The following is a 19,120-nucleotide window of genomic DNA, read 5'->3' as shown; positions in this document are numbered from 1 at the left end:
CCGGTGGCGATGCCGGGCTGATCGCCGACTACGCCGAACGCAACGATTTGAGCCTGCCCAAACTCGACGACGGACAAGTCGGCGAGCTGGCCCAGGTGCTGCCAACCTACGCCAACCTGGTCAACCCGCTGGATTTCACCACGGCGATCTGGGGCGATGGCGAAGCCTTGAACCGCATGCTCGACAGTGCCCTGCGCACCGAAGCCGATGCGGCCATGCTGGTCCTCGATTACCCGTCGGAATTTACCGGCGAGCGCAAGGAATGTGACCTGCTGCTGGACCTGTATTGCAAGGCCCTGGCGCGTCACGGCAAGACCGGATTTGTCACCTCGGCCTTCCCCGAGTTGCTGCCGGCCCATGCCCGCGAGCGCCTGCACGCTCAAGGCGTGGCGGCACTGCAAGGAGTTGAAGACGGGTTGGCGGCCTGGGGCCGCATCGCCGGCTACCAGCGCAAGCGTCAAGCCTTGCTGGCGCTGGGCGAATCGGCGCTGGTGCCGCTGTGCCCGCAAGCGTTGGTCGGTGAAGGGCAGTTGCTCAACGAGTGGGAATCCAAGCAGGCCCTGCGTGCGTTCGGCTTGCCGACACCCAACGGCGTACTGAGCACGCCGGAAAAAGCGCTGAAGGATGCCGAAACCCTGGGCTATCCGCTGGTACTCAAGGCTGTCAGCGCGCAGTTGCCGCACAAGACCGAGGCCGGTGCCGTGGCGCTGAACCTCAAGGACGAAGCGGCCCTGAGCGCGGCACTGGAGAAAATGCGCGCCAGCATCGCCGCCTACGCACCGGGCGTGCAGTTCGATCAACTGCTGCTGGAACCGATGGCCAAACCGCCACTGGCGGAACTGATTGTCGGCATCAAGCGCGAAAACGACTTCGGCCTGGCGCTGGTGATCGGTGCGGGCGGGATTCTGGTGGAGTTGCTCAAGGACAGTCGCAGCCTGTTGCTGCCGACCACCGACGGTGCAATTCGCCAGGCCTTGCTGAGCCTGCGCAGTGCCGCGCTGCTGCAAGGTTTCCGTGGTCGCGAAGCGGCGGATCTCGACGCGCTGGTGACGGCGATTCGCGCCGTGGCCGACTACGCCTGCGAAAACGCCGCACAGTTGCTGGAACTCGATGTGAACCCCTTGTTGGTCGGTGCCCAAGGCACGACCGCCGTCGATGCGTTGATTCGCCTCGGCCATGCGTGAGGACCTGAACATGCAAAACAAAACCTTGACCGGTGGCCAGGCGCTGGTGCGCCTGCTGGCCAACTACGGCGTCGACACTGTGTTCGGCATTCCCGGCGTACACACCCTGGAGCTGTACCGTGGCTTGCCCGGCAGCGGCATTCGCCACGTCTTGACCCGCCATGAGCAAGGCGCCAGCTTCATGGCCGACGGTTATGCGCGCGTCAGCGGCAAACCGGGCGTGTGCTTCATCATCACCGGTCCCGGCGTGACCAACGCCGCCACCGGCATTGGCCAGGCCTACGCCGACTCGATTCCGATGCTGGTGATTTCCAGCGTCAACCATAGCGCCAGCCTCGGCAAGGGCTGGGGTTGCCTGCACGAGACCCAGGACCAGCGCGCCATGACGGCGCCGATCACCGCGTTCTCGGCCGTGGCCCTGAGCGCCGAAGACCTGCCGGAACTGATCGCCCGCGCCTATGCCGTGTTCGACAGCGAGCGTCCGCGCCCGGTGCACATCTCGGTGCCGCTGGACGTCTTGTCGGCACCGGTCGCCCGTGACTGGAGCCATGAAGTGGTGCGTCGCCCAGGTCGCGGTTCGCCGTCCTCGGTCGTGCTGGACGAGGCGGTGGCCAGGCTGCAGGGCGCCAAACGGCCGATGATCATCGCCGGCGGTGGCGCCTTGAACGCAGTGTCGCAACTGCAGGAACTGAGCACCCGTCTGGCCGCGCCGCTGTTCACCAGCGTCGCCGGCAAGGGCCTGTTGCCCCCGGATGCACCGCTCAACGCCGGTTCGTCGCTGTGCGTGGAGCCGGGCTGGAACCTGATCGCCGAGGCCGATGTGGTCCTGGCCGTCGGCACCGAAATGGCCGACACCGACTTCTGGCGTGAACGCCTGCCGCTCAATGCCGAACTGCTGCGGGTGGACATCGACCCACGCAAGTTCAACGACTTCTATCCCTGCGCCGTGGCGCTGCACGGTGACGCGCAGCAGACCCTGGCGGCCTTGCTCGAGCGTCTGCCAGCGGATGTGCGCGATGCCGGCCAGGCCATCGCCAAGGTCGCTGCGTTGCGTGAAGCCATTCAGGCTGGTCACGGCCCGTTGCAGTCGATCCATCAGGCGATTTTGCAGCGCATTGCCGCCGAGTTGCCGACCGATGCGTTCATCAGCACCGACATGACCCAACTGGCCTACACCGGCAACTACGCCTTCGATTCGTTGGCGCCGCGCAGCTGGCTGCACCCGACAGGCTACGGCACCCTGGGCTACGGCCTGCCAGCGGGAATCGGCGCCAAGTTCGGCGCGCCGCAGCGTCCCGGCCTGGTGCTGGTGGGCGATGGCGGCTTCCTCTACACCGCGCAGGAACTGGCGACGGCGGTCGAAGAGCTGGACAGTCCGCTGGTGGTACTGCTGTGGAACAACGATGCCCTGGGTCAGATCCGCGACGACATGGTCGGCCTGGACATCGAGCCTGTCGGCGTGTTGCCGCGCAACCCGGATTTCATCGGCCTCGGCCGTGCCTTCGGTTGCACCGTGAGCCAGCCGCAAAGCCTGGCCGAGTTGCAAACCGATCTGCGCAACGGCTTCAAGCGCAACGGTGTGACCCTGATCGAGCTCAAGCATGCCTGTGCCCACTGATTTTCATTTTTGTATCGAGGGGAGGGAGCCATGCGCTTTTCCGATCTGACAAAACGTATCGCCGGTGACGGCGCCGCCGCCTGGGAAATCCATTACCGCGCGCTGGCGATGCAGGAGCAGGGCAAAGACATTCTGCTGCTGTCGGTGGGCGATCCGGATTTCGACACGCCCAAGCCCATCGTGCAGGGCGCCATCGACAGCCTGTTGTCCGGCAACACCCATTACGCGGAGGTGCGCGGCAAGCGCGCCTTGCGCGAGGCCATCGCCAAGCGCCATTGGCAACGCAGCGGCCAGCAGGTGTCGGCCGATCAGGTCACCGTGCTGGCCGGCGCCCAGTGCGCGCTGTTCAGCGTCGCGCAATGCGTGCTCAACCCGGGCGACGAGGTGATTGTCGCCGAACCGATGTATGTCACCTACGAGGCTGTGTTCGGTGCTTGCGGCGCGGTGGTGGTGCCGGTGCCGGTGCGCTCGGAGAACGGCTTTCGCGTACTGCCTGAAGATGTCGCCGCGCGCATCACGCCGCGCACCCGTGCGCTGGCCCTGAACAGCCCGCACAACCCGTCCGGGGCCAGCCTGCCGCGCAGTACCTGGCAAGCCCTGGCCGAATTGTGCATCGCCCATGATCTGTGGCTGATTTCCGACGAGGTCTACAGCGAACTGTTGTTCGAGGGTGAACACGTCAGCCCGGCGAGCCTGCCGGGCATGGCCGAGCGCACCGCGACGCTGAACAGCCTGTCCAAATCCCATGCCATGACCGGTTGGCGCGTCGGCTGGGTGGTGGCGCCGCCGTCGCTGGCCGCGCACCTGGAAAACCTCGCACTGTGCATGCTGTATGGCTCGCCGGATTTCATTCAGGACGCCGCTGTTATCGCACTGGAAAGCCAGTTGCCAGAGCTGGAAGAAATGCGCGAAGCCTATCGCCAGCGTCGCGATCTGGTCTGCGACAGCCTGGCCGATTGTCCCGGCGTGCGTGCGTTGAAGCCCGATGGTGGCATGTTCGTGATGGTCGATATCCGCGAAACCGGGCTGAGCGCCCAGGCGTTCGCCGATCGTCTGCTTGATCGTCACGGCGTTTCGGTACTGGCCGGCGAGGCTTTCGGGCCGAGCGCCGCCGGGCATATTCGCCTCGGGTTGGTGGTAGAGGCCGCGTACTTGCGCGATGCCTGCCAGCGCATCGCCCGCTGCGCGCAGGAACTGATGGAGGCGCAAGCCCATGCTTGATTACAAGTCGTTGTTTATCGATGGCCGTTGGCAAGCGCCGTTTGGCCAGGGCATCGCCGAGGTGATCAACCCGGCCACCGAAGAAGTCGCCGGCCGTGTGCCGCTGGGTGACGAACGCGATGTAGAGAATGCCGTGGCAGCAGCACGCAAGGCGTTTGGACCATGGTCGCGTACGCCGTCCAGCGTACGTGCCGGCTACATCCGTGCGCTGGCCGAGCAACTGCGCGCCCGTGCTGACGAGATGGCGGCGGTGATCACCACCGAACTGGGCATGCCGGTGCAATGGAGCCGTTCGGTGCAAGTCGACGGGCCGATCATCGGCCTTGAACAATACGTCGAACTCGCAGGCGTAATGGACGAAGTGCGCGAAGTCGGCAACTCGCTGGTGGTGCGCGAAGCTGTGGGCGTGTGTGCGTTCATCAACCCTTGGAACTACCCGCTGCATCAGTTGATCGGCAAACTCGCCCCGGCCCTGGCGGCCGGGTGCACGGTGGTGGTCAAACCGAGCCAGGAAACCCCGCTGCATGCGTTCCTGCTCGCGCAGATGATCGAAGCCATCGGCCTGCCTGCCGGTGTGTTCAACCTGGTCAGCGGGCCGGGTTCGAAGGTCGGCGAGGCGCTGGCCAAGCACCCGGACGTGGACATGGTGTCGTTCACCGGCTCCACCGGTGCCGGTGTGCGGGTCGCGCAAGCGGCGGCGCCGTCGGTCAAGCGGGTGTGCCTGGAACTGGGTGGCAAGTCGCCGTTGCTGATTGCCGAGGATGCCGATCTGGACGCGGCCGTGCGCTACGGCGTGCAGGACGTGATGATCAACTCCGGGCAGACCTGCACCGCGCTGACCCGCATGTTGTTGCCGGCCAGCCGTTATGCCGAGGCGTGTGAAATCGCCTTGCAGGAAACCCTGAGCCTGCGCATGGGCGATCCCCTCGATCCGCAAAGCTTCCTCGGCCCGATGTGTTCGGCCGGGCAGCGACGCACCGTGCAGGATTACATCCGGCTAGGTGTGTCCGAAGGCGCGCGGCTGTTGTGCGGTGGCGATACGGCAGCGGACTTCGAGCGCGGTTACTACGTGCGTCCGACACTGTTCGCCGACGTCGACAACCGCATGCGCATCGCCCAGGAAGAAATCTTCGGTCCGGTGCTGTGCCTGATTCCCTATGCCGATGAAGCACAGGCCATCCAGATCGCCAACGACTCGCCATTCGGTCTGTCCAGCGGCGTCTGGGCCGGCAACCGCGAACGGGCCTTGCAACTGGGGCGTCAGCTGCGCGCCGGTCAGTGCTTTCTCAACGGTGCGGCGTTCAACTATCAGGCGCCGTTCGGTGGCTACAAACAATCGGGCAATGGCCGTGAGTGGGGGGAAGAGGGGCTGAACGAGTTCGTCGAAGTGAAGGCGATTCAGGTGTGACGGTCAGTAGCACAAGTGTTGTTTGCACCGGGCCTCGGCCCGGTGTTCTGCGTGGTTTTGAACAGGTATTTCATTAGCTTTCAATCAGGGGCAATGCAATGAGCGATAACAAAAACAAGATTACTCAAGCGAACCACGAATTCAGCTTCCCGCGTCGAGACTTCCTAAGGTACAGCGCGGCAGCCGCCGCGGTGGCCGGGGCATTCTCCATGGGCCTGCCGATGGGCGCCTTCGCGCAAGAAGCCACGCCGAAAGCCGGCGGCGTACTGCGCCTGGGCCTGGCCGGTGGCAGCACCACCGACTCCAAGGACCCGGGTTCCTGGGCCGATACCTTTACCTTCGTCGGCTTCTCGGCGGTCTATAACACCCTCACCGAAATCGCCGTCGACGGCACGGCCATTCCCGAACTGGCCGAAAGCTGGACCTCGACGCCGGACGCACGGGTCTGGACCTTCAAGCTGCGCCAGGGCGTGACCTTCCACAACGGCAAGACCCTGAATGCCGATGACGTGGTGGCCTCGATCCAGCATCACCTGGGTGAAAAATCCACCTCGGCAGCCAAGACTGTGCTGGGCGATGTGGCCAAGGTCAGCGCCAACGGCAACGACAGCGTGGTGTTCGAGCTGCATTCGGGCAACGCCGACTTCTCGTACGTGGTAGCCGACTATCACCTGGTGATCATGCCGAGCAAGGATGGCGTGCCGGACTGGCAGGCTGGCGTGGGCACCGGCGGTTATCGCCTCAAGGCGTTCGAGCCGGGCGTGCGCATGACCCTGGAACGCAGCCCGGATTACTGGAAGGCCGGGCGCGCGCATTTCGCCAGCGCCGAGCTGATCGCCATCGCCGACGGCGCCGCGCGGGTCAACGCACTGGTGACCGGTCAGGTGGACGTGATCAACAAGGTCGACCTCAAGACCGTGTCGCTGCTCAAGCGCAACCCCAACCTGGTCATCGAAGAAACCAAGGGCGCGCAGCACTACACCTTCCCGATGCTGACCGACAGCCAAGTGTTCCAGAACAACGACGTGCGCATGGCGATGAAGCATGCGATCAACCGCGAGACCCTGCTGGCCTCGGTGCTGTACGGCTATGGCCTGGTGGGCAACGATCACCCGATCCAGCCCGGCAGCCGCTTTATCAACACCAGCCTGGAACAGCGCACGTACGACCCGGACAAATCGCGCTTCTACCTGAAAAAGGCAGGCCTGGATTCGCTCAAGGTGCGTTTGCAAGCGTCCGACGCGGCGTACACCGGCGCCGTCGATGCCTCGGTACTGTTCAAGGAGCAGGCGCGTGCCGCCGGCATCGACATCGATGTGGTGCGTGAACCGGCCGATGGCTTCTTCTCCAACGTCTGGATGAAGCAGCCGTTCACCACCTCGTTCTGGTACAGCAGCCTGACCGCCGACCGCATGTTCAGCATCGGCTACGCCAAAGGCGCGGCCTGGAACGAAACCCACTGGGACAACCCGCGCTTCAACCAACTGCTCAACGCCGCACGGGGCGAGATGAACGACCCGCTGCGTCGCGAGATGTACAACGAAATGCAGGCCCTGTGCCGGGACGATGGCGGCGCGATCGTGCCGCTGTTCGCCAGCTCCGTGGCGGCACGCTCCAACAAGGTCGTTCATGGCGGGCAGACCGCGCCCTATGGCGAGCTGGATGGCCTGCGGGTGATCGAGCGTTGGTGGCAGGCGTAATTCCCGGTCATTGATCGTTCCCACGCAGAGCGTGGGAACGATCAAATCCAGTGTGGGAGCGAGCCTGCTCGCGATAGCGGATTGTCTGTCACAGTGATGTTGAATGTGCCGGCGCCATCGCGAGCAGGCTCGCTCCCACAGAGAAGGTTTTTGTCTTCGTGAGTGTGCCCAATTCAAGGAACTGCGCGGTGAATAGTATTTTAAGGTTGCTACTTCAGCGTCTGGCATTAGGGCTGTTATCGCTGTTTGCGGTGTCAGTGATCATTTTTCTCGCGGTCAGCATGCTGCCGGGCGATATCGCCCAGGCCATGCTCGGCCAGTCCGCCACGCCGGAAACGGTGGCGGCATTCCGTGCGCAACTGGGGCTGGACCTGCCGCCGCTGAGCCGCTTCGGGCAGTGGATCGGGCACCTGCTGCAAGGGGATCTCGGCGTGTCGCTGGCCAACCAGCGGCCGATTGCCGAATTGGTCGCTACGCGCCTGGGCAACACCTTCAGCCTCGCGCTGCTGGCGGCGCTGGTGTCGGTGCCATTGGCCTTGCTGCTGGGCATGCTCGCGGCGCTGTATCGCAATAGCTGGTTCGACCGCCTGCTCAACACCTCGGCCTTGAGTGCGGTGTCGTTCCCCGAGTTTTTCGTCGCCTATATCCTGATCCTGGTCTTCGCGGTCAAGCTCAACTGGCTCCCCAGCCTGTCCAATCTGGCGCCGGACGCGTCCCTCGGCACGGTGCTGGAGCATGCCGTGTTGCCGGTGGCCACCCTGAGCCTGGTGGTCATCGCGCAAATGATGCGAATGACCCGCGCTTCGCTGATCAACCTGCTGGCCAGCCCCTATATCGAAATGGCCCGGCTCAAGGGCATCAGCCAGTCGCGAATCATCTTTTGCCATGCCTTGCCCAACGCGCTGGCGCCCATTGTCAACGTGGTGGCGCTGAACCTGGCCTACCTGGTGGTAGGCGTAGTGGTGGTCGAAGTGGTGTTTGTCTATCCGGGCCTGGGCCAGTTGCTGGTCGACTCGGTGTCCAAGCGCGACATCCCGGTGGTGCAGGCCTGCAGCCTGATCTTCGCGGCGACCTACATCCTGCTCAATACCAGTGCCGATGTGCTGTCGATTGCCAGCAATCCACGTCTGATGCATCCGAAGGGGTAAGCCATGGGTCTGTTCAAACAATTGCTGCGAGCGCCGCTGAGCGCGAAGTTCGGGCTGCTGGTGATCGTGCTGTACATCGTCGTCGCACTGTTTGCGCCGCTGCTGGCGCCGTTCGGCGAAACCCAGGTGGTGGGCGAGGGCTTCGCCCCCTGGGGCGGGCAGTTCCTGTTGGGCACCGATAACCTGGGGCGCGACATGTTCAGTCGCCTGGTCTATGGCGCCCGCAACACTTTGGGCATCGCCTTCCTGACCACGGTGCTGGCCTTCCTGCTCGGCGGCATCAGCGGCCTGGTGGCGGCGATCAAGGGTGGCTGGGTCGATCAGGGCCTGTCGCGTGTCGTGGACATCCTGATGGCGATTCCGCAACTGATCTTCGCCTTGCTGATTCTCAGCGTGGTGGGCACCAACGCCGTTTCACTGGTGCTGGTGATTGCGCTGCTGGATGCAACGCGGGTGTTTCGCCTGTCCCGTGCAGTGGCGATGACCGTGGTCGTACAGGACTTCGTCGAGGCTGCGCGCCTGCGCGGTGAAGGCCTGTGGTGGCTGGTGACCCGCGAGGTGTTGCCCAATGCGGCGGCGCCGTTGATTGCCGAATTCGGCCTGCGTTTCTGCTTCGTGTTCCTGTTCATCAGTGCGTTGTCGTTCCTCGGTTTGGGCATACAACCGCCCACCGCCGACTGGGGCAGCATGGTGCGCGACAACGCCGTACTGATCACCTTCGGCGACATCAGCCCGTTGCTGCCCGCCCTGGCCGTGGCGCTGATCACGGTCAGCGTCAATTTTGTCGTCGACTGGATGCTGCATAAATCCAGCGGCCTGAAGGAATGCTGAGCATGACGAACGCCAAACCTTTGCTGGAAATCCGCAACCTCAAGATCGAAGGGCATTACGAAGATGCCTGGCATCCGCTGATCAAGGGCATCGACCTGACCTTGCAACGGGGTGAGGTGCTGGGGCTGATCGGCGAGTCCGGGGCCGGCAAGTCGACCCTCGGCCTGTCGGCCATGGGTTACACCCGCGACGGCTGCCGCATCACCGGTGGCTCGGTGCACTTCGACGGCATAGATCTGCTCAAGGCCAAACCCGAGGCCCTGCGCAAACTGCGCGGCCTGCGCATCGCCTATGTGGCGCAGAGCGCGGCGGCCTCGTTCAACCCGGCCCATCGCTTGATCGACCAGCACGTGGAAACCGCGGTGAAGAACGGCGGCATGAGCCGCGAACAGGCGATGCGTGAGGCGGTGGAGTTGTACCGGGTGTTGCGCTTGCCGAACCCCGAAACCATCGGCCAGCGCTATCCGCATCAGGTCTCCGGCGGACAGTTGCAACGGGTGATGACCGCCATGGCCATGGCTTGCCACCCGGACCTGATCATCTTCGACGAGCCGACCACCGCGCTGGACGTCACCACCCAGATCGAAGTGCTGGCGGCGATTCGCGACGCCGTGGCGACCTACGGCAGCGCGGCGATCTACATCAGCCACGACCTGGCGGTGGTGGCGCAGATGGCCGACCGCATCATGGTGCTGCGCCACGGCAAACTGGTGGAAGAAGCCGAGACCCGCAAGATGCTCGGCGACCCGCAGGAGGACTACACCAAGTCCTTATGGGCGGTGCGCAGTTTCCGCACCGAACCCAAGGCCTGCCCACAACAGGAACAACCGCTGCTGGAACTGCGCAACAGCTGCGCCAGCTACGGCCATCAACCGGTGCTGCACGACGTCTCGCTGAAGCTCTACAAGGGCCAGACCCTGGCGGTGATCGGTGAGTCCGGCAGCGGCAAAAGCTCCACGGCGCGGCTGATCACCGGTTTGCTGCCGCCCACTTACGGCGACGTACTCTACGACGGCGCGCCGCTGCCGGCGGACTTTCGCCAGCGCAGCAAGGAACAGCTGCGGCGTATCCAGATGATCTACCAGATCCCGGACACGGCCCTGAACCCGCGCCAGCGCATCGTCGACATCATCGGCCGGCCGCTGACGTTCTATCTGGGGCTCAAGGGCAAGGCCATGCGCGCGCGGGTCGCCGAGTTGCTGGAAATGATCGAACTGGACCCGGCGACCTACATGGAGCGCCAGCCCCGTGAACTGTCCGGTGGACAGAAGCAACGCATCTGCATCGCCCGCGCACTGGCGGCGGAACCACAACTGATCATCTGCGACGAAGTGACCTCGGCACTGGATCAACTGGTGGCCGAAGGCGTGCTCAAGTTGCTCAACCGCATTCAGCAGCAGCTGGGCGTCGCCTACCTGTTCATCACCCACGATGTGGCTACTGTGCGGGCGATTGCCGATGAGGTATTGGTGATGCAACGGGGCAGGGTGGTCGACCATGGCTCGCGTAGTGCAATCTTTACCCCGCCGCATCAGGACTACACCGGATTGTTGTTCTCCTCCGAACCGCAAATGGACCCCGACTGGCTCGACCGCTTGCTGGCCAGCCGCACAAAAAATTCAAACCCTACGCTGGAAGAAGTCTAAGGAACCACCATGAAAGTATTGATCGTCCATGCTCACCCGGAGCCGAAATCCTTCACCGCCGCCTTGCGCGACCAGGCGGTCGCCAGCCTCGAAGCCCAAGGCCACGAAGTGCAAGTCAGCGACCTGTACAAGATGAACTGGAACCCGGTGGCCAGCGACGCCGACTTCGCTACCCGGGAAAACCCCGAGTACCTGGTCTACGCGCTGGAACAACGCCTGGGTGTGAAGAGCCAGTCCCTGGCGGCGGACATCCAGGCCGAACTGGACAAACTGCTGTGGGCTGACCTGTTGATCCTCAACTTCCCGATCTACTGGTTCTCCGCCCCGGCCATGCTCAAGGGCTGGATTGATCGGGTGCTGGTGTCGGGGATCTGCTACGGCGGCAAGCGTTTCTATGATCAGGGCGGGCTGGCTGGCAAGAGGGCGCTGGTGACGGTGACCTTGGGCGGGCGTGAGCACATGTTTGGCGATGGTGCGATCCACGGCCCGCTGGAGGACATGTTGCGTCCGATCCTGCGCGGGACGCTGGCGTACGTTGGTTTCGACGTGCTCGAACCGTTCGTGGCCTGGCATGTGCCGTACATCAGCGATGAGGCGCGCCAGCAATTCCTGGTGGACTACGACAAGCGCCTGCAGCACCTGAGTGATGACCAGCCGCTGGTGTTTCCGAAGCTTGCGCAGTTTGACGACAAGCTCTATCCGCTGACTACCAATGCCTGACTGACCCCACAATCTCCGGCTGACACCAAAACCACTGTGGGAGCGAGCCTGCTCGCGATGAGGTCGTGTCAGTCGGCGTCTATTTCGTCTGACACACCGCTATCGCGAGCAGGCTCGCTCCCACAAGGATGGGTGTTGCCGCAGATGCCCACATATCCCTGTAGGAGCGAGCACGCTCGCGATGGTCGTTAACGATGACGCTGGAAACCTGACACCCAGCGGCGTTCTTCAGTCCATCGCGAGCAGGCTCGCTCCTACAGTGGTTGGCGGTGCGTTTAAAGGTTGTTTAACGGCTGTCAGCGTTACTTCTCGCAAGCTACGGCGGCTTGCGTCGTTGCCTACAGCTACGCCAGAATCCGCCGGCTTGTGCGTCTTGGGGGTGGGTTTTATCGTTGACCGGTCGCTGCAAAACAGCAGCGATCGGGTTTGGTAGCCCGGCAACCACATACGCGTAGCATCACCTGCAGGCAAGCGCCATTTCGGCAATTGTTTTAATGGTGGCCATGCGTAGGGCGCTCTCGGGCGCGCCGGTTTTCCATGTGGGCCGGTCTACCAACCTCCGTATGGCCACCACCCATCGTTTGGTAGCGAGAGTGATGGCTCCATTTCTCACATATGGAGTTTCACCATGTTCAAAGTCACACCCAATCCCCCGGACACCGACCCAGCATCCCCGTACGAAAGTACCGACTCCAAGAAATTCCACGAAGCCGCCGAGCGCGCCCTCGATCATTACCTCAACCCCGGCCCGGGCATCATGGCCACGCCGCGCACACCCAGCACGATGTTCATCGTCAATCCCGAGCTCAATGTCGAAACCTTGCTGGTGCATGCCTGTGAATCGCTGGCATCGGCGAACGTCATGGCCACTGATCTGGTGGATCATCTGGAAGGATCCAGTCGCAATGCACTGCTGGGCATTGCACAGGTGATCATGCTTGGTGAGCTGGCCGTGAACCGGGCGCTTGATCAGCTGGATCCGCCGTAACCATAACCTTCGGATCACACATGTCCCTGTAGGAGCCAGGCTTGCCGGCGAAGGCGGCCATGCGTCATGCAACGGCCATGAAAATGCCTTCGCCTGTAGGAGCGAGGCTTGCCGGCGAAGGCGGCCCCGCGTCATGTGGCGCCATTGAAAACGCCTTCGCTTGTAGGAGCGAGGCTTGCCCGCGAAGGCGGCCTCGCGTCATGCGGTGTCATTGAAAACGTCTTCGCCGGCAAGCCTGGCTCCTACAGCGAAGGCGGCCTTGCGTCGTGTGGTGTCATTGAAAACGTCTTCGCCGGCAAGCCTGGCTCCTACAAGGGCCGGGGTGGGGGCCGAGGGCGAGGGCGGGGCGGTGATCTACACTGATGGCTTGTTTAACCGTTCCGGCCATTGTGGGAGGTCGTCATGAACAGGTTGTCATCCATCGCCCTTGGCGTCGCTTTGATCACCATCGGTTTCCAGGCTTGGGCCGAAACCGTGGTGCCGCTCAAGGGCCAGACGTCGCAACAGACTCAACTGGACATCAACGATTGCCACAGCATCGCCGCCAGCCAGGCGTCGTCATCGACCTCGACGCCTTCCGGTGGGCGCATCAAGGGTGCTGCCGCAGGCGCAGCGGCCGGTGCGACCGCCGCCGAGGTGCGCGGGCGTCAGCATGACGAGTTTTATGAAGGCGTCGATGACGATACCAAGCAGGACTACCGGCAGAACCGCGCCAAACAGACCGCTGCGGCGGGCGCTGTGGTCGGTGGTGCGCGCCAGCGCCAGGAGCGCAGGGCGCAGGCCAAGACGGCCGCTTCGACCACATCGACCGCCTATGCCAGCTGCCTGCAGGGCAAGGGGTATCAGGTCAATCCCTGAACCCTGAACCCTGTGGGAGCGAGCCTGCTCGCGATAGCGTCAGTTCAGCCGGCATGAATGTTCACTGAGACACCGCCTTCGCCGGCAAGCCTGGCTCCTACAGACCGCCTTCGCCGGCAAGCCTGGCTCCTACAGGCCGCCTTCGCGGGCAAGCCTCGCTCCTACGGGGTGGTGCCGTCTGATCATGTTCGTACTGTTTGCATTTCACGAACACAGTAGTCGTTGACACTGCAATTGTTGCCATTTCTCCCTGCGCTTATCGTCGGCTCCACAATGACTCGCGGGTCATTGGTGCCAACAACAAGAACAATATCCGGAGAGTGTCGATGAGAGCTGCAGTCAGTCTCGCGATGAATATGGCAGGTCTTGGGTTATGTGCCGTGGGCGCGTGCCTGTATCCAGCCGACAACGTCAAGGCCTCGGGCATTCCTTATGCCAGCAACAGGCCGCAAAGTTTCCAGTTCAGTTCCGACTTCACCGAGCCCTACAACTCGGTGGGCCAGGAATTCGAATACAACGACGACAGCAAGCGCTTCGACGATCACGGCAACAAGGTCACCGGCAGCAAAACCGATACCTACGTGGGGCTGACGTCGCTTTTGCACTACTGGAAAGTCGACGGGCTGCCCAATACCGGTTTCATCGCCAGCATCACCCTTCCGGAGATTGCGGTACGCGGCAATGGCACGCGGGTCAGCGGCTTTGGCGACCCTTTGGTGGGCGGGCTGGTCTGGTACAACCCGACACCGCTGCGCACCATCGGCATGCAGGCCTACGTGCAGTTGCCGACCGGCGCGGACTCGGTCAGCAGCGACACCTACGCCTTGTGGCCGTCGCTGTTCTACAACGAATGGCTGGGCAAGGTGAACATCGACCTGCTGGTGGGCGCCATCATTCGCGGCGAGGGCCCGCACCACACCGACCCTGGCGACACCGGCCACGCCAACCTGCGCCTGGGCTACAACATCGTCGATCGCCCGACCTACCAGGTCACCCCCTTCGTCAGTGCCGATTACCAGAAAACCTTCAGCACCAAGGATCGCGACAACAACGACATCGCGTTCACCGATTCCAACGAAACCGCACTCGGCGCCGGCGTGCTGTTTCAACTCAAACCCGGCGTGCAGCAAGTGTTCAATCAGAAAATGTGGGACCAGGTGTCCATTCACTATTCCAAGGGCGTGGAAGGGCGCAACACCACCGTCACGGACGGCTTGTTCGTGCAGTTCTGGCATTACTTCTGAGTCGTCGACGCCTGCCTGCGTCTTGTGATCTGTCTTTACGCGATGTTGTGTTCGCGACCCTTTGCGGAGAATAAAAATGAACGAAGAAAACGAAAAACCGGCACTGTCGCGCCGTACCTTTATCAAGGCCGGCGCTGCCGGAACTGCCGTCGCCGCACTGTCAGGCGTTGCCGGTCGGGTCATGGCCACTGAACAACTACCCTTCGACAGCGAGCACGACATCGTTGTCGTCGGCGGTGGCGGCAGTGGCTTGCCGACGGCGCTGTTTTCCCGTTGGCTGGGCAACGACGTGGTCGTTCTGGAAAAGGCCGGCAGCCCCGGCGGTACGGCGGCCAAGGCGGCGTTCTGGTACTGGGTGCCGAACAACAAGCCGATGCGCGACGCCGGCATTGTCGATGATAAAGCCGACTATATGCGCTACGTCGCGCGTCTGACCCGGCCGCAGTCCTATGACCCGTCGTCACCGAAACTCGGCCTTTCGGATTGGGAATACGAGATGTGCGAAGCCATCTACGACAGCGCATCGCCGGCCGCCGAACTGCTGGCCGAGCGCGACGCGCTGCCTTATCGCCACTGCCCGGACGTGCCGGACTACTGGTATGAGTTGCCCGAAGACAAGGCCAAGAAAGGTCGGGTGTTGCTGCCCAAGGAGGCCCGGGCCAGCATGTCCGACGGTGGTCGCGTGGCGATTCGCACACTGACCGCCGCCGCCAAGCGTGACGGCGTGCAGATCCGCACTGGCGAGCGCGTGGTCAAGGTCATTCAGAACGACAAGGGCGAAGCGATTGGTGTCGAGGTCGAGACCGAGGAGGGCACGCGCCAACGGGTCAAGGCACGCAAGGCCGTGATCTTCGCCACGGGTGGTTTTACCCACGATCCGGAACTGCGCCGCAATTTCCTCAATGTCCCGGTGTACGGCGGTTGCGCGGCGCTGACCAATGAAGGTGATTTCATTCGCATCTCCAGCGACCTGGGTGTGCAGCTGCGCAACATGAACTATGCGTGGTCGTGCCCGATCCTGTTGGAGAAGGCCCTGGCGAAGGACGGTTCGATGTCCGGCATTTTCACCATGACCGGTGACTCGATGCTGATGGTGAACAAGTACGGCAAGCGCGTCGTCAACGAAAAAACCGTCTACAACGAAATGGTGCCGACCTTCTTCCAGTGGGACGGCGATAAAAGCGAATACCCCAACCTGGTCATGTTTTCGATCTGGGACCAGCAGGCCCAGGACAACTGCAGCAGCGACGAATACGGCTCGCCCATCGTGCCCAAGGGCGGCAACGACCGCCATGTGGTGCGGGGCGAAACCCTGGAGGAGCTGGCGACCAACATTGCCGCACGGCTGGACAAGCATGCCGCCGACATTGGCGGCATGAAACTCAGCCCGGATTTCAATCTCAACCTCAAAGCCACGTTCAAGCGCTTCAACGAACTGGCCAAGAAAGGCAAGGATCTGGATTTTCAGCGCGGCGAGCTGGTGATTCAGGGGGTGTTCACCGGGCCGGTCAAGGCCGGGCGCACCGGCAACCTGACCATGTACCCGTTGGCCTCGAAAGGCCCGTACTACGCCGCGCTGATCACCGGCGGCAACCTGGACACCAAGGGCGGGCCGAAAACCAACTCGGTCGGTCAGGTGTTGAACAACGCCAATGCACCGATCCCGGGGCTGTATGGCGTCGGCAACTGCGTCGCTTCGGCGTCGGGACGCGCCTATTGGGCCGGCGGTTCGACGCTGGGCCCGATCATCGCCTTCGCCTATCGCGCAGCGAACCAGGCACACAAAGAGCCAAGCCGCAGCTGAATCAAGGACCGGGCCGCGATCAACCGTGGCTCATCCGATCAACCGTGATTGCACGAGAACAACGATATGACTCACTTGCACTTTTTCCTGCGGGTGCCGGCTCTGCTGGTTCTCACAGCCGGTTTCGGCCTGGCGGGTTTTGCCCAGGCCGATGACCTGGAAGTCGCACAGAAACTGGCCACCAACCATTGTTCGGTCTGCCACACCTTCGACAAGGGCGGGCCGCCGGGGCAGGGGCCGAACCTGTTCGGGTTGATCGGTCGCAAGGCCGCCAGCGAATCGAACTTCACCTACAGCGACGGTTATAAAAAAGCCATGGCCGGCAAGGTGTGGGACGAGCAAATGCTGGACGCCTGGCTGACCGACGCCCAGACCGTCGCCCCCGGCAGCGCCATGGTCTATTCCCAGGACGACCCGGCCAAACGGCAAAAAATCATCACCTACATCAAGTCGCTGCACTGACAGCCGCGTCCACTTTTCGCAAAAATCCCGGAGACCGACATGATCAGCACCCAGACAATGACCGACGAGCAACGCAAATCCGTTGCCCTGGAATACCTCAAGGCCTTCGACAACGGCGGCATCACGTCCACCGGCGGCAGCATTCTCGACCTGTTCGCCGACGACGCACAGGTGCTGTTTCCAAAATGGGGGCTGGCCAGCGGCCGTGAGCAGATCGGCCAGATGTTCACCGACCTGGGCAGCCGCTTGAAATCGATCACCCACGACTATGCGCACTTCAACTGGATCCTCACGGGCACCGATACGCTGGTCTGTGAAGGCACCAGTTTCGGCGAGCATGTGGATGGGCCGTGGCGTGCAGGCGTACCGACCCCGGCGGGTGCCGGTTACTGGGTCGATGTGTTCGAAATCCGCGATTTCAAGATCCAGCGCTGCTTCATCTACCTGGACCCGGACTACGGCAACCAGGACACCGCGCGCTACCCCTGGCTCAACCGCTGATCCTTGCCGGCGAACAACGATAACGCGGTGCGACAGATACACCGCGGCGTCTGGTTCGCCGTAGGAGCCAGGCTTGCCGGCGAAGAACGATAACGCGGTGCAACAGAGACACCGCGGCGTCTGGTTCGCGGGCGAGCCTCGCTCCTACAGGCGAACAACGATAACGCGGTACGGCATATACACCACGGCGTCTGGTTCGCCGTAGGAGCCAGGCTTGCCGGCGAAGAACGATAACGCGGTATTGCAGATACACCGCGGCGTCTGGTTCGCGGGCGAGCCTCGCTCCTACAGGCGCAGAACGATAACTCGGTACGGCAGATAAATCGCGGTGTCTGGTTCGCCGTAGGAGCCAGGCTTGCCGGCGAAGAACGATTACGCGGTATTGCAGATACACCGCGGCGTCTGGTTCGCGGGCGAGCCTCGCTCCTACAGGCGCAGAACGATAACGCGGTGCGACAGATACACCGCGGCGTCTGGTTCGCCGTAGGAGCCAGGCTTGCCGGCGAAGAACGATAACGCGGTGCGACAGATACACCGCGGCGTCTGGTTCGCCGTAGGAGCCAGGCTTGCCGGCGAAGAACGATGACGCGGTGCAACAGATACACCACGGCGTCTGGTTCGCGGGCAAGTCGGATCGCCGCCCGCTCGCTCCTACAGGCGAAGAACGATTGACGGTCAAGACGGTATCTGCAAAGGCAGGCATTCGCCCGGGATGTGGAGTACGAGCTAACCTCGTTGTTCATACAAGAACACTCCAGAGAATCCGCGCCATGGATCGTTTACTCAGTGTCGAAGCCTTCGTGCGGGTTGCCGAAACCGGCAACTTCGCCAAGGCCGCCCAGCAACTGGGCGTGACCCGTTCGGTGATCACCCACCGCATCCAGCAGTTGGAACAGTTCATCAATGCGCCGCTGTTCCACCGCAGCACGCGCCATGTGCGGCTCTCCGAAGTGGGTGAAACCTACTACAAGGAATGCGCGGACATGGTGGCGGGTTTCAATTCGCTGACCGAACACATGCGCGAACTGCGCGCCAAACCCACCGGCAAGTTGCGCGTGCAGATGCTGCCGGGCTTCGCTATCGGTCACTTTGGCCGCCTGCTGGCCGAGTTCACGCGCCTTTACCCGGACATCGAAGTGGACGTGATCGTCAACGACCGGGTAGTGGACCCCATCGAAGAAGGTTTCGACGTGGCGTTCCAGATGTTTCCGCCCATGGCCGAAACCCTGATCGAGCGCAAGCTGTTCAGCGTGCGTCGATTGTTCTGCATGTCCCCCGAATACGCCGACGTGTTCGGCGTGCCGACCCATCCCCAGCAACTGCTCGACCACAAGATTGCCCTGTACGAAGGCTATCCGTCGCGCAATCGCTGGATATTCACCCGCGAAGACGAACAGGTGGAGCTGACCCTGCCGGGGCAGGTGCGCTCCAACTCGGTGCATTTGTTGCGCGATTACGCCTCGACCGGGGTGTGCATTGTTTGCCTGCCGACCCTGGTGGCCAGCGATGACTTGCAAAGCGGCCGGCTGATTCCGGTGCTGCAGGACTATGCATTGTCCTCCTTCAATTTCTCGGCCGTGTATCCCGCCACCCAGCGCCGGGCGCTGAAAGTGCGGACATTGATCGACTTCCTGGTGGAAAACTTCGGTGCCGAACCCTGCTGGGACGTGCCCTTGCTGGAGCGCGGTTGGGTGCGCTGACGGTATACACGAAACCTGTGGGAGCGAGCCTGCTCGCGATGGTTGTAAATGATGACGCTGGCTGTCTGATGCCCCGCGGTGCCTGGG

At 62.8% G+C, this 19,120-nt stretch carries 16 protein-coding genes; all 16 read left to right on the top strand.

Features of this window, described 5'->3' with window-relative positions; translation table 11 throughout:
• Positions 1–1,184, top strand: a 1,184-nt coding sequence (locus ACQKP2_RS09100; RefSeq protein WP_427575939.1) for an acetate--CoA ligase family protein, incomplete at its 5' end; no start/stop codon positions are given.
• A gap of 10 nt (positions 1,185–1,194) precedes the next feature.
• Entirely contained in the window at positions 1,195–2,802 is a 1,608-nt protein-coding gene (locus ACQKP2_RS09095) for a 5-guanidino-2-oxopentanoate decarboxylase (protein WP_427575938.1), read from the top strand.
• A 30-nt stretch (positions 2,803–2,832) separates the two neighbouring features.
• Positions 2,833–4,023, top strand: coding sequence for a pyridoxal phosphate-dependent aminotransferase (locus ACQKP2_RS09090; RefSeq protein WP_427575937.1), 1,191 nt, complete (start codon positions 2,833–2,835; stop codon positions 4,021–4,023).
• On the top strand, positions 4,016–5,431 hold the full coding sequence (locus ACQKP2_RS09085; protein ID WP_427575936.1) for an aldehyde dehydrogenase family protein: 1,416 nt from the start codon (positions 4,016–4,018) through the stop codon (positions 5,429–5,431). Before ACQKP2_RS09090 ends, ACQKP2_RS09085 begins: the two co-directional genes overlap by 8 nt.
• Positions 5,432–5,529: 98 nt before the next feature.
• Positions 5,530–7,131 (top strand): ABC transporter substrate-binding protein, encoded by a 1,602-nt coding sequence (locus ACQKP2_RS09080; protein ID WP_427575935.1) that lies wholly within the window; start codon positions 5,530–5,532, stop codon positions 7,129–7,131.
• A gap of 188 nt (positions 7,132–7,319) precedes the next feature.
• On the top strand, positions 7,320–8,279 hold the full coding sequence (locus ACQKP2_RS09075) for an ABC transporter permease (protein ID WP_427575934.1): 960 nt from the start codon (positions 7,320–7,322) through the stop codon (positions 8,277–8,279).
• A gap of 3 nt (positions 8,280–8,282) precedes the next feature.
• The gene (locus ACQKP2_RS09070) at positions 8,283–9,110 is read left to right on the top strand and encodes an ABC transporter permease (protein ID WP_427575933.1); all 828 of its coding nucleotides are present in this window, start codon (positions 8,283–8,285) and stop codon (positions 9,108–9,110) included.
• Positions 9,111–9,112: 2 nt separating this feature from the next.
• Positions 9,113–10,756: an ABC transporter ATP-binding protein gene (locus tag ACQKP2_RS09065; protein ID WP_427575932.1), complete on the top strand. Its 1,644-nt coding sequence runs from the start codon at positions 9,113–9,115 to the stop codon at positions 10,754–10,756.
• Positions 10,757–10,765: 9 nt separating this feature from the next.
• Positions 10,766–11,476, top strand: a complete 711-nt coding sequence (locus ACQKP2_RS09060) for an NAD(P)H-dependent oxidoreductase (RefSeq protein ID WP_427575931.1) — start codon at positions 10,766–10,768, stop codon at positions 11,474–11,476.
• A gap of 628 nt (positions 11,477–12,104) precedes the next feature.
• Positions 12,105–12,464, top strand: coding sequence for a DUF6124 family protein (locus ACQKP2_RS09055; protein WP_427575930.1), 360 nt, complete (start codon positions 12,105–12,107; stop codon positions 12,462–12,464).
• Positions 12,465–12,866: 402 nt separating this feature from the next.
• Entirely contained in the window at positions 12,867–13,322 is a 456-nt protein-coding gene (locus tag ACQKP2_RS09050) for a hypothetical protein (protein WP_427575929.1), read from the top strand.
• A gap of 326 nt (positions 13,323–13,648) precedes the next feature.
• On the top strand, positions 13,649–14,566 hold the full coding sequence (locus tag ACQKP2_RS09045; protein WP_427575928.1) for a transporter: 918 nt from the start codon (positions 13,649–13,651) through the stop codon (positions 14,564–14,566).
• Between the two features lie 76 nt (positions 14,567–14,642).
• The gene (locus tag ACQKP2_RS09040; RefSeq protein ID WP_427575927.1) at positions 14,643–16,370 is read left to right on the top strand and encodes an FAD-dependent oxidoreductase; all 1,728 of its coding nucleotides are present in this window, start codon (positions 14,643–14,645) and stop codon (positions 16,368–16,370) included.
• Between the two features lie 66 nt (positions 16,371–16,436).
• Complete coding sequence (locus ACQKP2_RS09035; RefSeq protein WP_427575926.1) at positions 16,437–16,832, top strand: c-type cytochrome; 396 nt, start codon at positions 16,437–16,439, stop codon at positions 16,830–16,832.
• Positions 16,833–16,871: 39 nt separating this feature from the next.
• Positions 16,872–17,333: a nuclear transport factor 2 family protein gene (locus tag ACQKP2_RS09030; RefSeq protein WP_427575925.1), complete on the top strand. Its 462-nt coding sequence runs from the start codon at positions 16,872–16,874 to the stop codon at positions 17,331–17,333.
• A gap of 770 nt (positions 17,334–18,103) precedes the next feature.
• On the top strand, positions 18,104–19,033 hold the full coding sequence (locus ACQKP2_RS09025) for a LysR substrate-binding domain-containing protein (protein WP_427575924.1): 930 nt from the start codon (positions 18,104–18,106) through the stop codon (positions 19,031–19,033).
• Positions 19,034–19,120: the final 87 nt, after the last annotated feature.

This window comes from Pseudomonas sp. NPDC089569 (assembly GCF_050280625.1).
Classification (GTDB): domain Bacteria; phylum Pseudomonadota; class Gammaproteobacteria; order Pseudomonadales; family Pseudomonadaceae; genus Aquipseudomonas.
Note: the sequence above shows the minus strand (reverse complement) of the source record. Positions and strands in the feature narration are given on the sequence as shown.

What these genes read in the sequence shown, in the direction of transcription:
- ACQKP2_RS09070 (WP_427575933.1), top strand. Translation starts at nt 8,283, where the DNA reads ATGGGTCTGTTCAAACAATTGCTGCGAGCGCCGCTGAGCGCGAAGTTC.
- ACQKP2_RS09065 (WP_427575932.1), top strand. Translation starts at nt 9,113, where the DNA reads ATGACGAACGCCAAACCTTTGCTGGAAATCCGCAACCTCAAGATCGAA.
- ACQKP2_RS09055 (WP_427575930.1), top strand. Translation starts at nt 12,105, where the DNA reads ATGTTCAAAGTCACACCCAATCCCCCGGACACCGACCCAGCATCCCCG.
- ACQKP2_RS09095 (WP_427575938.1), top strand. Translation starts at nt 1,195, where the DNA reads ATGCAAAACAAAACCTTGACCGGTGGCCAGGCGCTGGTGCGCCTGCTG.
- ACQKP2_RS09090 (WP_427575937.1), top strand. Translation starts at nt 2,833, where the DNA reads ATGCGCTTTTCCGATCTGACAAAACGTATCGCCGGTGACGGCGCCGCC.
- ACQKP2_RS09085 (WP_427575936.1), top strand. Translation starts at nt 4,016, where the DNA reads ATGCTTGATTACAAGTCGTTGTTTATCGATGGCCGTTGGCAAGCGCCG.
- ACQKP2_RS09035 (WP_427575926.1), top strand. Translation starts at nt 16,437, where the DNA reads ATGACTCACTTGCACTTTTTCCTGCGGGTGCCGGCTCTGCTGGTTCTC.
- ACQKP2_RS09050 (WP_427575929.1), top strand. Translation starts at nt 12,867, where the DNA reads ATGAACAGGTTGTCATCCATCGCCCTTGGCGTCGCTTTGATCACCATC.
- ACQKP2_RS09045 (WP_427575928.1), top strand. Translation starts at nt 13,649, where the DNA reads ATGAGAGCTGCAGTCAGTCTCGCGATGAATATGGCAGGTCTTGGGTTA.
- ACQKP2_RS09040 (WP_427575927.1), top strand. Translation starts at nt 14,643, where the DNA reads ATGAACGAAGAAAACGAAAAACCGGCACTGTCGCGCCGTACCTTTATC.
- ACQKP2_RS09080 (WP_427575935.1), top strand. Translation starts at nt 5,530, where the DNA reads ATGAGCGATAACAAAAACAAGATTACTCAAGCGAACCACGAATTCAGC.
- ACQKP2_RS09060 (WP_427575931.1), top strand. Translation starts at nt 10,766, where the DNA reads ATGAAAGTATTGATCGTCCATGCTCACCCGGAGCCGAAATCCTTCACC.
- ACQKP2_RS09030 (WP_427575925.1), top strand. Translation starts at nt 16,872, where the DNA reads ATGATCAGCACCCAGACAATGACCGACGAGCAACGCAAATCCGTTGCC.
- ACQKP2_RS09025 (WP_427575924.1), top strand. Translation starts at nt 18,104, where the DNA reads ATGGATCGTTTACTCAGTGTCGAAGCCTTCGTGCGGGTTGCCGAAACC.